Raw genomic sequence first — 12,329 nt, forward strand, 5'->3', positions numbered from 1 at the left:
TGATCCTTCTTGTATCGAGCCAGGATCGGCTCGAGGGTTTCCTTTGGCCAAAATTTTGGAGCCCGGATTTCGTTCAAACAGGAGGCGTTCCAATATAGTCCCACGCCGGATAGCGACCGGCCGGCCGCAACTGCTCGCGCGACGGCTTCGATGTCGGCAGAGTCAGGATAGATGTAAAGCGTCGTCGGATTATCCTTCACCATCGCGATGATTTGGCCGGCGTCCGATGGCGACCAACTGGTGCAGCCGTTGCTGCGGCCGCCAGCGTAATCCTCTAGTGTTCCAAAGGGAACGTAACCGTCGTGGTTTGCGTACGGACTGCGTGGATCCTGTCGAAGACAGACGTTCCTCAACAACTCGGCCGGATGCCCGCCGATCTCGCGCTGTCGGGCATTTGCCGTCTCGCCCCCGCCATCAAACTGAACAAACGAGCGTATCAGAACCGCGTCTTGTTTCGCCGAAACACGGTAGTAGCCTTTGAAGGACATCGTCGTCTCGCCTGTTACATAGGCCCCGCCAGTCGTCAGAGTTGAATCCATCGCGTTGCCGAAGTTCTTCGCGCAGCGTCTTCCGTTCGCGAAATCCGCGACGCCTTTCAAATCGCGACCGCCGCCGTGACCCGACGAAATTGCACGAAACGATCGCTCGGATTCGCAGATAACGTAGAACCGGCGCGCCAATTTGCCTTCGCCTAAATCGTTGGGACGCGTCGCGTCCATCGCGAAGTAGCAAGGATTCTTCACCGCGCCTTGGTTCACTTTCTGCTGGTAAAGTGCGCGGGCCCTCTGCAAGACCACTTCTGTGATTTGACCTTCGCCTTCGCCGACATGTGCCCTCAGCCAAGCCGGAACGTTCAACGGTTGCTGCGCGGCAAAAGACCGCGGCGACGCCAATAAGGCGATTACGATGATCAAGAGGCTGAAGATCAGAAGGATGGATCGTAACCGCACCGGATCAATTCTCCTGTTTCCAATCCTTGTTCACGCAAGTTCAAGCATCGCAGTGTATCCAACCGTTAGCGCGGGCTCTCGCGGCCGGACAGCGAGCTACTGCACGGTCCCTTGCGTCTTCTCCCGATCACACGTAATGTTATAACATGACGTTTCGGATCGCAATGAGCTCAGGGTGGCATTTCGCATCAAGTTGCTAACGCGTCCTTCCGCTCGATCCCGGCCCGAACCCGACCATGCGCAGATCAGCGATCGACGATATGGCGAAATGCGCCGCCGCCCACGAAGCGCGAGGAGAAAACAACACCATGGCCGATGCTGCACCCCAGATTCCCGTCACTGTTCTGACCGGCTATCTCGGCTCTGGGAAGACCACGCTGCTGAACCGCATTCTATCCGAGACGCACGGCAAGCGCTTTGCGGTGATCGTGAACGAATTCGGAGAGGTCGGCATCGACAACGATCTCATCGTCGACGTGGACGAGGAGATTTTCGAGATGAACAACGGCTGCATCTGCTGCACGGTCCGCGGCGACCTCATTCGCATTATCGCGGGGTTGATGCGGCGCAGCCGCGGCTTCGACGGCATTGTGATCGAGACCACGGGGCTCGCAGATCCCGCGCCGGTGGCGCAGACCTTCTTTGTCGACGAGGATGTCCGCCGCAAGACGAAGCTCGACGCCATCATCACCGTCGCGGATGCCAGGCATGTTCTCGAACAGATTGGCCGAGCGCCGGAAGCGCAGGAGCAACTTGCGTTCGCCGACATCGTTCTCGTCAACAAGGTCGACCTTGTCGATGCGGGCGGCCTCGCAACGGTCGAACGTCGCATCAGAAACATCAACCCTTATGCGAAGATTCACCGAACGGAGCGCTGTGGTATCGATCTCGCCCAGGTCCTGGGACCAGACGCCTTCAATCTCGAGCGCATCCTCGAAGTCGAGCCGGCATTCCTCTCCGAAGCGCACGAGCACGAACACGACGACGGGATCGGCAGCATCTCCCTAGTCGCCGATCGACCGATGAAGCCCGGCAGGTTCGTGTCCTGGATTCAAGATGTCACCCAGCGCTACGGAACGGACATCCTGCGCATGAAGGGCATCGCATCCATGGAGGATGACGATCGTCGGTTTGTCGTTCAGGGCGTGCACATGCTCATTGAAGGCGGAAGTCAGCGTCCCTGGAAGGAGCAGGAGCCGCGCCAGACACGCCTTGTTTTCATCGGGCGTGACCTTCCGAAGGACCTGCTCAGGCAAGGCTTTGAGGCTTGCTACGCCTAAAGGGAGTGCAGATGGGCAAGATCGTAGGATTCGTTTCGAAATCCGAACTCGAGCGGCTTCGCCTCATTCGCGAAGCCCGCGCGATATATGAGAGCATCTTTCCACCGGCCGATGCGGTTGACGCGTGGCCCAATGACCGAGCCGGCAAGGGTAAGGCGACCGGGTTGAAAGGGTCCTCGAGCAGAAATAATGCGTATGACCGGCCGTTCATAGCCGCTCGATAGCCATGTTTTCCTCGTCCATTAATGATCGCCAAACGACGCGGCCATTGCGCGTTCGGCCGATGGCTGTAGTTTCTGGCTAGGAACGCGAGAAGGGGAACGGCTCCTTGGCAGGGGCGAAATCGATCTCGGCGCGGGCCTTCACCCGGCCATGCGGAGCCTGTCTCGCGCTGGCGGCGCTGATGCTGCAGTTCGCGTTGTCGTTCGCGCACGTCCACAAGCACGATCTCGCCTTTTCAGGCTTCGGCCGCACCAATGTCGAGAGCCTCACGCTGGGCCACCACGGCAAGCCGTAACGCAGCTGCCGGCGCGGCTGGCCGTTCACGATGACAATTGCCCAATCTGCTTCTCGGGCTTGCTGCTGTCGAACTCTTCATTACCGGATGCTTCGGTAAATCCGCATCTGCCGCAATTCGCTGAGACTGATCGTGCGTTCAATCCAGTTTCCGATCGGGTGTTTCAACAGCGTCACGCGGCATTCCTGGCCCGCGCGCCCCCGCCGTCTGAGGCCTTTGCCGCCCCTTCCGTCTTTGCCGCAGGACATGTAAAGCGGCCGCCACGGCAAAGGTCATGCAGATTGAGGTCTACGATCCCACGATCTTCGTGGATTTCGAATTTGCCAAGGATAAGCCGGTTTCCTTGAGCGGCGCGCCGCAATGCAATCTGACTTACGATCTGCCGCACCAGCCGGCGGAACAGTTGCGGCTCACTCAGCTCAATAGCGATCCGCTCGATGCCTCCAGCACCTACGGAGAAACTTTCGCGAACAAGATGCTGGTGAAGTGCCCATGACCAGACCGCGCGCCGTCTCCGCCACTGCCCTCGTGGCGATCCTTATCGCATTTGCAGGCGGCATCGTGTCGGTCTGGAGCGCGCCGTTTGGTGCGCCGCATCCTGCAGCAGCGGCATCTCCGCTTCGGGCGTCAGCGGCTGGATTTTCGCCGAGCAGGCCGCCTTCTACCGTTCGCTGTCGGGCTTCATCCGGGCGAGCAAGGAAGATGGAGCCGCGATGTGGGGTCTGTTCGGCATCTCGTTTCTCTATGGCGTCTTTCATGCTGTGGGCCCAGGACACCGCAAGGCCGTCATTTCTTCCTATCTCGTCGCCAATGAAGAGACCTGGCGCCGCGGCGTTGTCCTGTCATTCGCGTCCGCTGGCATCCAATCCGTTGTTGCCATTCTTGTCGTGGCCATAGCCGCGGCTCTACTTGGCGCGACGGCCAAGGTGATCGGCCTCGCCGTCCACGTCGTCGAGATCGTCAGCTATGGCCTCGTCATCCTGATCGGCCTGCGGCTTCTCTACGTCAAAAGCCGTGGTTTTCTCATCGCCTTCCGCGAACTGAGGTGGGCCGATGCGTCTGTCCTAAGCGTCGCCTCGGGTTATGGCGGCAAGACCTTCCAGCTTGGCGCTCCGCGCCTTGGCGCGATCGCCATGCGCGGCGGCCAATGCAGCTCGATGGATGCATGGCGCATGGTCCGGACGCGGGCCGGGCCCGGCATGCTCGCGATGCGCGCGATCGAGGCCGGCGCCGCAGCACTTATCGTCGCCTTTGGGACATTGCTCCTGGCGGGTTACATGGCCAGCGAGCGACTCTGGATGTTCACCGGGTAGAGTGCGCCGCAAGAACCTGGAGCTGTCGCTCATCGGCGTGCTTGCATTCCGCAATGATAGTCTCCGTCATCGCGCCGATCCCCGAGGTGACGCCTCTGCTATCCACCCCGCGTCGGTCTAAGTGCCAGCCTGTGAGCACATTGGGCGACGATTTGATCGAATTGCTTACTCGAGCAAGTGAGGCCGAGTTACAGTTTCGGTGCGGACGCGCATATCGCGCTGTAAAATAAAGCCAAATTGGCGCGACACGGCCGATGAAGATGGGCACTATTGTTTCGCCGCACGATGATGGAGCGGCACAAGCATGCGCTGCGGCCAGCGAATGCATTCATTCGCGGACCGCAGACGCTATGGCTATCGTGGTGCCATTCCTTGCTCAGGCCGCGAAGATGAAGCGTGTCCCCGTATAGGAGCGCAGCAGCTTGTTCGGCATCTCGGCTTTGGCCATTTCGTAGAATGGCTCACCAGTGCAGTGCAGTGGAATTACGTACTCGATTTCCATGCTCTTCAGCGCAGCGATCGTGTCGCGCACATAGTCTTCCTTGTAAGGCGCAAGGTGGAACCCGCCAATCACGGCATAAACCTTGTTGATGCCCGAAGCCGCCTGTGCCTGCTTGATCGCGTTGATCACCCCGCGATGACTGCAGGACGTCAATACGATCAATCCGCGGCCTTTTAGATTGAATGCTGTCGCGATCTCATGCCGGAACTGGTCCGGGATGACTGCCTTCGTCCGTTCGTCCTCCGGAAGCCGCTCGGCATAGCAGCCAAAGCCGTGGTCGACGCCGATCTTCATGGCGCTGGGCGACAGCAATTTCTCAAAGCTCGCCTGGCCGATGTGGCCGGTGGTGAAGCCGTGGTCGGCGATGAGGGCCGGTTCTTCTGCGTATGTGACCGCAACATTGGCGTCTTCCAGTGCCTTGCGATCCAAGGCTCCGAAGTCGCCGCGTACCGGCGGAGCTGTCCATTCGCGCGAGCAGAATGCCTCCTCGCCGCCGACGTAAATCGGCAGCTTGGCTTTCAGCTTGCTGTTGTTTTGCCGTAAAAAGCCGGCGAGGCCGCCAAAATGATCGTAATGACCGTGGCTCAAGACAAGGGCGTCAAGCGCGGCCGGATCGATGCCTACGAGATTGGCGTTGTTGACCAGCGCGTCCGGTGTGAAGCCGAAATCCATCAGGACATTTCGTGTTTCAGTGCCGCGCTGCGACTCGACGTGCATCGACAGTCCGAACTCACTGATCAGCGTTTTGCCCGGCGGCTTGCCACCGCCGATGCCCCAGCCGAAGTGTTCGATCTCGACATCAGAAACCTTCCGGCTCGGCGCGACAGCGAATTGATAGCTGTCGACCACCACGCATACCGCCACACGGTCAATCTCGGGCACCTTGCCGGCAATCGTTTCCGCGCGCACTGGCTTCGCGCCGCCCATCAACGTCGCCACAATAGCGCTGAACAGGACAGCACCGCCACCGCACACCACGTCGCGTCGATGAATCGCATTGCACTGGCAAATTAACATGATCAAATCCTCCCCTGCGTGACCTCTGCTGCCGCAAGGCGTCACGTGGAAACGCACTCCAGGGCGGAGGCGTTGGGGTGCCGAACACACCAGCGTCTGGCAGCCCGCACACCGAGGATTAGGGGCATCCTATCCCGCGCTTGCCACCGTGGCGAGTCTCATTCTGCCTCGGCGAGGCCAAGCGCAGTTTCGACTTGCTGCAAATAGACAGTCACCAATCAGGATAGCGAGATGCAATCGCACGGAGCCGCGCAAGGTCGTAATGCGCGCGTTAGAACTCAAGAACATGCGGATCTTGTTGTGTCGCCGTGTCCAACTCGGACGAGCGTGAGCGGCGGCCTGCGAGCGCTACTCCGACCGCTTATCGAAACGATCGCTGGGCTTAGACTGGCGAACTTCCGACTGACGTCGTCAGCTGCCAAGCTATCTGAACTTGCCGACGATTTTCCTTCACATCTGCTTACTGGCTCGAACGTGGCGAAGCTGGAGTTTCGGTTCGCGCGCGCATATCGCGCTGTAAAAATAGAGGAAATTGGCGCGCCACGAAGAAATCACCTGCAAACACTAGCTTTGCTCGTCTTGGCTAGCAAATTCGTACTACGTAGCCAGTTTCGGGATCTCGCGTTCAATCAATCGCCGCGATCGGGTGTTGCGCCTCCGGGATTTGAACCTACTCGCGTGCCATTCCTCGCGGCGAGGGATTGCGTACGAACGGCGGCTCTTGACGAACTACCGAGGGTCCACGTCTCGAGTTAGGCTGCCCTTCGGTAGGAAAACAAGACTTCGGAAATAGTGGGTCTCGCGGTGTAGCGGACCCCCGCTACCATGCGTGACCCATTATAGTGACCCCTCGGGAAACACGTTCCCGACGGTCCCGGGCTACCCTGTTGGCGAGGAACCGTTCGATAGCGGTGTGCCCATCCTCCAGCACGTCGGCGCGCGGCTCTCTTCGAAAGTGAATTTTTCGTGCGCGCGTCAGGTGCGATGCGAACACGGCGATAATCATGTCAATTGAATACGGAGCAGGCAGAGTCCGTCCGGACTACGCGGCCGCGGTCGCATCTAGGCCTTCAAAGTACCAATGCTAGGCTGGATGGTCAGGCGGTAGATGACGAGCGCGTGGCCGTCGAAAACCTCCAGCGGGGTATCACACACCGGGCAGTGATACTCGCCCTCTGTTCCCTGCTTCGAGGACAGCTCAAGCCTGCGGAATCCAGCTCCGCAGCGCGGACAAGTTGTGTCGCCTTTTTTCATGGCATGCCCAATCTCGTCTCGATGGAAGCCGAGTTTAACGTGGACTGAGTGACGGAACTAGGGCAATCGTTCCGCACTCGCGGTCCTTTGAAGCGTATGACTTGTCTTCGAATCGTCATCCCGCTTTGTCTTGTTTGAGTATTGCTCGAAGCTATCGGCTAGGTTTTGCCGCGACTCGGCTTTTCCGGCGGTCGCCTCGATTTACTTACACAAGCGACTGTGGCCGCTAACGTTCAGGCCCTTCATGTCCCTCGAACAGGATGCGCTGGGCTGCGCCTTCGAGGTCGTCATATTGGCCGCTCTTCAGCGTCCACATGAAGGAGGCGAGACCAGCGAGACCGAGACCAATGGCGATCGGCACGAGAAAGAAGAAGTCGATCATTTCAATGCCCCGAGTATGAAAGGCGCTTCCGGGCGGCGGATGTCTCTTCGCTCGCGTCGTTTCGACACCCGGACATCGAGACGCAACGCATTGGCCACGACCGTGACTGATGACAGCGACATTGCGACGGCCGCCAGCAGCGGCGTAACTCCGCCGAACACGGCGAGCGGGATCGCCACGATGTTATAGGCGATCGCAAGTATGAAATTTTGCCGAACCAGCGCACCGGTCGCGCGGGAAATCGCGACCGCCTGCGGGACGGACTGAAGGCTGTCGCGCAGGAACACGAGGTCGGCGGCGTTGCGGCCGATATCTGATGCCGACGCCGGCGCCATCGAGACGTCGGCCGCCCGCAGCGCGGGCGCGTCGTTCACACCGTCGCCGACCATCAGTACCTTGTTGCCGGCCTGCTTCAGTGCTGAAATGTGCTGGATCTTGTCTTCCGGTCGGGCATCAGCGGTCCAGGTCAGGCCCAGCCGCTTGGCGATTCCTCGTACGCGCTGGTCCCTGTCGCCAGACAGGATTTCCACAAAAGCTCCTGATTTCCTCAGTTCGGCGACAGTTTCTTCTGCGCCAGGGCGCAATGTGTCGTCGAGGCAGAAATAGGTCATGCCTTTACCGTTGATCGCCAGCGCGATGGCTGCGTCGTGGTGTCTCTCGCAGGAACGTCTGTCCGCAACTGCCCACTGCGGCCGTCCCAATCGGTAGACATCGGTACCGCGCCGCGCTTCGAGACCGAAGCCCGGATGCTCTGACACCGCATCGAAGGTGATCTGCCGGCGATCGTTCCCCAGGGCGGCCAACGCCTGCGAATAGGGATGGCGAGAGTGCATGGCGAGCGCGGCGGCCAGGGCGAGCCTATCGGGTGCAGTGTCGCCCTTTGTCGTGAGCCGTGGCTGGCCGGCGGTCAACGTCCCCGTCTTGTCGAAGACCACAACGTCGACGTCGGCAAGCGTTTCCAGCGCACTGCCGTCCTTGATCATGATGCCCTTGTCGAACAGCTGCCGGGCGGCGACGACGTGGACCATCGGAACAGCAAGGCCGAGCGCGCAGGGGCAGGTGATAATCAAGACGGCGATCGCGATGGTGATAGCGCGGTGGGCGTCGCCGGAGGCGATCATCCAGCCAAGGAACGTCAGAAACGCGACGGAGTGAACGAGCGGCGCATAGAGTTGCGCGGCGCGGTCGGCGATCCGGCGATAGGCCGATCGGCCGGTTTCCGCCGCTTCCATCATCCGCTTCATCTCAGCGAGGAACGACTGATCCATCGTCGCGGTCGCGACGATGGTCAGCGGCCCGGTCAGATTGAGGATGCCGGCCTGCAGTTCTGTGCCTTCGGCCGCGGGCTGCGGCGCGCTCTCGCCCGACACCAGGGAGTAGTCGAGCTCGGACGTACCCTTGATCACGCGTGCATTGACGGGGACGCGTTCGCCGGCGGCGAGCAGGATCGTCATTCCCGGCACAATCTGCTCGATCGCCAGATAGGCTTGCGTGCCGTCCGGTCGCAAAACCAGTGCGCCGCGCGCCGACAAACGCGCCAGTCCGCCGACCGCCTGCCGCGCCCGCTCTCGCATCACATAGTCCAGCGTCCGGCCGATCAGAAGGAAGAACAGAAGCGACACCGCAGCGTCGAAATAAGCGTAGGGACCATGATGGATGGTTTCGTACAGGCTCATAGCGAAGGTGAGCAGGACGCCGATCGAGATCGGGACGTCCATATTGGTCCGGCCCTGCTTCAGGCTGCGCCAGGCCGAGCGGAAGAAAATCCGGCCGGAATAGATGAGCGTCGGAAAGGCGATCAACGCCGAAATCCAGTGGAAGAGATCGCGAGTTTGCGCTTCCGCGCCAGCCCAGACCGATACCGACAGGAGCATGATGTTGCTGGAGGCGAAGCCTGTGACCGCCAGCGCGCGCAGCAGGTGGACCAACACCGCGTCCTTTTTGCCAGCGCCGACATCGTGGACGTGAGCCTTATAGCCGATGGCGTTCAGCGCCCGTATGATTGGTGGAGGGGAGTCTCCGCGCCAAAGGACGGTGACCCGCCGTGTCGACAGATTGGCCCGCGCTTTCGCTACGCCCTCGAGCTTGCTGAGCGCCACCTCGATCTGCTGCAGGCATCCGCCGCAATGGATTTCGGGCACCGACAAGTCGGTCTGACGCAGCCCGTCGTGGACCGCCTGGCTCGCGAGCAGGATCTCGTCATCCGGGGTTATGACCTGATGCAGATAGAGTTCGGCGCCGGGTGCGCAGCAACTCATGGGATCGGCTCCGTCGTTCCGCGGGAAGTCACTCCGTTTCCGGTTGCGCGGCGCGATAGGCGTGCCAGGTGGCGTGACCGAGCAGCGGATAGATCACGACGAGCCCCAGCATGCCTGTGGCAAGGCTTGCCAGAAACAAAGCAAGCACGATGGCCGCCCAGATCAAGAGGACCCGCAAATTGTTCCAGACCAGCGCCATGCTGGAGCCCATCGCGGTGAACGCATCGATGCGCTGGTCGAGCAGCATCGGAATCGAAAAGGCGCTGATCGCGAAGGAGAACGCCGCGAAAAGGCCGCCGACGGCGGTACCGACGATCAGCATCGCCCAGCCGATGCCGGTGGTGAACAGCATCGACGCGATGCGATCGAGGCCCGGAAATGCCACCATGCCGAAGAACAGGGCATAGATCAGCACGGCCGCACGGATCCACACGATCATCAACAGGCAGAGCAATACGCCGGTGAACAGGATCTGACCGCCGGAACGCGGCCTGACGAAGAAGATGTTTTGCCAACGTAGCGGCAGGCCTTCTTCGATCCGGCGACTCTTCTCGTAGAGCCCGACGGCCAGGATCGGGCCGATCACCATGAAGCCCGCAAAGAGCGGAAACAGGATGTAGTCGCGCTTGAGGGCAACCAGGCCCGCCACCAGCCCGACCGAGATCGCAAGAATGATCACCCCATAGGCCAGGCTCAGCGGCATCTGCGTCAAGAAATCCCGCCAGCCTTGCGCCAACCATTTGAAAGGATCGGCCGTCGTCAATGGTCGGACCCATTGGTTGGCCATCGAGAGCGGCGGCGCGACCGAAGGAAGCATCGTCATCGCTCGTGTCCTTCTGCAGATGTGCGGATGGCGGGCGGCGAGCAGGACGATTTGGCCGCGTAGTACAGGTCGGGCGCATCACGGGCGTCGCCCTGACGGAGATGGCTGACGCAGGCCGGCTGCGAGGTCGATGCGACATAGATGAGGTGGGTGTTGGCGGCCAGGACGGCGATCACGCCGCACACGACTACAACCCACACGCAGATGTTCGCCCTGCTGGCACTGCGTCGGTCGATGGCGAGTTCGTTCATTGGCCAGCCATCCTCTTGTCGACGAGGTAGAGCGTCAGGATCTTGCGATCGAGTTTGGATAATCGGTTTTCCCAGGTCGGCATGTGTCCCTGGCGGCCGCCCCAGACCGTGCTATGGATGGTTTCGAAATCGCCGCCATAGATCCAGAAACTGTCGGTCAGGTTGGGCGCGCGACCTCCGGATTGCCCTTGGCATCAGGACCGTGACAGGCGACGCAATTGGCGGAGAAGATCGCTTTGCCAGCCTCTACCTTGGCGGGATCGACGTCCTTCGCGCCTGGATGCGACAAGAAATAGACAAAGCTGACCACATTGAGGACGTCCTGGCGAGGCAGCATCTGATCGCGGCCGAAGGCCGGCATTTGCGAGACATGTGTGTCGGGGTGAGCCGAGTTGATGCCGACGCGAATGGTATTGAAGATATCTTCGGGCTTGTCGCCCCATAACCAAGAGCTCGTCGTCAGGTTCGGAAAGCCCGGGCCTCCCTTGGCGTCAACGCCGTGGCATACGGCGCAATTGTTGCCGAAGAGGGCGCGACCGGTGCCCCGTACGATCTCCATCAGAGGCGGATCGGACTGGATCGCCGCAAAATCCTCAGTCTCGATCCTCTTCGTCCAGACGCTGCGTTCGACCGCGGCCTCCTGCAAGGAGGCTGCGACAAGCTTTCGCTGATCGATGCCGAGCAGCCCCTTAGTGTAGGTCACGCCGAGCGGCCAGGCCGGCATCAGCACCCAGTAGCCGACCGAGAACAGGAAAGCCAAACTCAGGAAGAAATAGAGCACGCGCGGGACCGGCGTGTTCAACTCCCTCAAGCCGTTCCATTCATGGCCGGTCGTGAGATAGCCAGTATAGCTGTCGCGATCTGGTTGCTCTACCGCCATGGTCCCGCCTCATCGCGAAAGATGGATTGCGCGGCATCATCGAAACGCTTCTTGTTCGACGGCCACATCGCATAAATCACCACCGCGACTGACAGCGCGATCAGGTAGAACAGCCCGAACGATTTTGAGATGCCGACGAGCAATGCATGTTCGACGATCATTGGCCTGCCCCTGCTTGTGCAACCGATTTATGCGCAGCGTCAGTCAGCCGGCCGAGGACCTGAAGATAGGCAACGAGCGCGTCCATTTCGGTCAGGTAGCTGGGTCGGCCGTCGAATGCGCGCATCGTGGTGGCCTTGCCGTACCGCTTGGTCACGCCGTCCGCTAACGACGAATCCGGATTGGACTGCGCGTAGGCGTCAAGCGCGGCATTGGCGATCATCTCTTCGGTGTAGGGTACGCCGACCGCGCGCTGGGCTTTCAGGTGAAGGCCGAGATCGTCAATGCGCAGTTCGGTCATGAGCAACCATCCGTAGGCCGGCATCACCGAGACCGGCACCACGTCGCGCGGATTGTTGAGGTGAGCGACGTGCCACTGGTCGGAATATTTCTCTCCGACCCGCGCCAAGTCCGGCCCGGTGCGCTTCGAACCCCACAACATCGGATGGTCGTACTTGGATTCGACCGCGAGCGAATACGGGCCGTAGCGGTCGACCTCGTCACGAAGCGTGCGGATCATCTGCGAATGGCAGGCGTAGCAGCCTTCGCGGATGTAGATATTGCGGCCGGCGAGCTCGAGCGGCGTGTAGAGCCGCATGTCGGGAGCGTCTTCCACGGTCTGGTGAATGGTGAAGAGCGGCGCAATCTCGACCAGACCGCCGATGCTCGCGACGACGATGATACCGAGCGTCAGACCGATCGCCTTGCTTTCCAGCCGGTAATGCAATCCGAAGAACGACATG

Annotated in this window: 13 protein-coding genes and 2 pseudogenes; 5 read left to right on the forward strand and 10 right to left on the reverse strand. The window is 60.6% G+C overall.

Features of this window, described 5'->3' with window-relative positions; translation table 11 throughout:
* Positions 1 to 950 (reverse strand): hypothetical protein (locus CWO89_RS06505; RefSeq protein WP_130577810.1); only part of this gene is annotated, 950 nt, incomplete at its 3' end.
* Between the two features lie 308 nt (positions 951 to 1,258).
* On the opposite strand from CWO89_RS06505, the gene CWO89_RS06510 reads away from it, so the two are divergent.
* The 5 genes and pseudogenes from CWO89_RS06510 (at position 1,259) to CWO89_RS06530 (ending at position 4,060) form a co-directional block, all read left to right on the forward strand.
* Positions 1,259 to 2,230: a CobW family GTP-binding protein gene (locus CWO89_RS06510; protein ID WP_130577847.1), complete on the forward strand. Its 972-nt coding sequence runs from the start codon at positions 1,259 to 1,261 to the stop codon at positions 2,228 to 2,230.
* An 11-nt stretch (positions 2,231 to 2,241) separates the two neighbouring features.
* Positions 2,242 to 2,454, forward strand: a complete 213-nt coding sequence (locus tag CWO89_RS47640; RefSeq protein WP_130577811.1) for a hypothetical protein — start codon at positions 2,242 to 2,244, stop codon at positions 2,452 to 2,454.
* A 104-nt stretch (positions 2,455 to 2,558) separates the two neighbouring features.
* Positions 2,559 to 2,747, forward strand: coding sequence for a hypothetical protein (locus CWO89_RS06520; protein WP_130577812.1), 189 nt, complete (start codon positions 2,559 to 2,561; stop codon positions 2,745 to 2,747).
* A 268-nt stretch (positions 2,748 to 3,015) separates the two neighbouring features.
* A pseudogene (locus CWO89_RS06525) lies at positions 3,016 to 3,243 on the forward strand (DUF1007 family protein); the annotation flags it as partial.
* A 217-nt stretch (positions 3,244 to 3,460) separates the two neighbouring features.
* Entirely contained in the window at positions 3,461 to 4,060 is a 600-nt protein-coding gene (locus tag CWO89_RS06530; protein WP_245475776.1) for a HoxN/HupN/NixA family nickel/cobalt transporter, read from the forward strand.
* A gap of 376 nt (positions 4,061 to 4,436) precedes the next feature.
* Here CWO89_RS06530 and CWO89_RS06535 read toward each other — a convergent pair whose 3' ends face one another.
* From CWO89_RS06535 to ccoO, 9 genes and pseudogenes are all read right to left on the reverse strand, one after another.
* Positions 4,437 to 5,624, reverse strand: coding sequence for an MBL fold metallo-hydrolase (locus tag CWO89_RS06535; protein ID WP_245475777.1), 1,188 nt, complete (start codon positions 5,622 to 5,624; stop codon positions 4,437 to 4,439).
* A gap of 1,017 nt (positions 5,625 to 6,641) precedes the next feature.
* Positions 6,642 to 6,833, reverse strand: coding sequence for a transcription initiation factor IIE subunit alpha family protein (locus CWO89_RS06540; protein WP_130577815.1), 192 nt, complete (start codon positions 6,831 to 6,833; stop codon positions 6,642 to 6,644).
* Positions 6,834 to 7,059: 226 nt separating this feature from the next.
* A complete protein-coding gene (gene ccoS, locus CWO89_RS06545; RefSeq protein ID WP_130577816.1) occupies positions 7,060 to 7,215 on the reverse strand; it encodes a cbb3-type cytochrome oxidase assembly protein CcoS in 156 nt (51 codons plus the stop codon).
* The gene (locus CWO89_RS06550) at positions 7,212 to 9,473 is read right to left on the reverse strand and encodes a heavy metal translocating P-type ATPase (protein ID WP_130577817.1); all 2,262 of its coding nucleotides are present in this window, start codon (positions 9,471 to 9,473) and stop codon (positions 7,212 to 7,214) included. The genes ccoS and CWO89_RS06550 overlap by 4 nt, the downstream gene beginning before the upstream one ends.
* 28 nt (positions 9,474 to 9,501) lie before the next feature.
* A complete protein-coding gene (locus tag CWO89_RS06555) occupies positions 9,502 to 10,296 on the reverse strand; it encodes a DUF2189 domain-containing protein (protein ID WP_130577818.1) in 795 nt (264 codons plus the stop codon).
* On the reverse strand, positions 10,293 to 10,547 hold the full coding sequence (locus CWO89_RS06560; protein WP_130577819.1) for a hypothetical protein: 255 nt from the start codon (positions 10,545 to 10,547) through the stop codon (positions 10,293 to 10,295). The genes CWO89_RS06555 and CWO89_RS06560 overlap by 4 nt, the downstream gene beginning before the upstream one ends.
* A pseudogene (ccoP, locus tag CWO89_RS06565) lies at positions 10,544 to 11,427 on the reverse strand (cytochrome-c oxidase, cbb3-type subunit III). The gene CWO89_RS06560 and the pseudogene ccoP overlap by 4 nt, the downstream one beginning before the upstream one ends.
* Positions 11,418 to 11,588 carry a cbb3-type cytochrome c oxidase subunit 3 gene (locus CWO89_RS06570; protein ID WP_130577820.1) on the reverse strand — a complete coding sequence of 57 codons (171 nt, stop codon included), beginning with the start codon at positions 11,586 to 11,588 and terminating at the stop codon, positions 11,418 to 11,420. The pseudogene ccoP and the gene CWO89_RS06570 overlap by 10 nt, the downstream one beginning before the upstream one ends.
* Complete coding sequence (ccoO, locus tag CWO89_RS06575; RefSeq protein ID WP_130577821.1) at positions 11,585 to 12,328, reverse strand: cytochrome-c oxidase, cbb3-type subunit II; 744 nt, start codon at positions 12,326 to 12,328, stop codon at positions 11,585 to 11,587. Before ccoO ends, CWO89_RS06570 begins: the two co-directional genes overlap by 4 nt.
* Position 12,329 lies beyond the last annotated feature (1 nt).

The organism is Bradyrhizobium sp. Leo170, from assembly GCF_004296405.1.
Classification (GTDB): Bacteria; Pseudomonadota; Alphaproteobacteria; order Rhizobiales; family Xanthobacteraceae; genus Bradyrhizobium.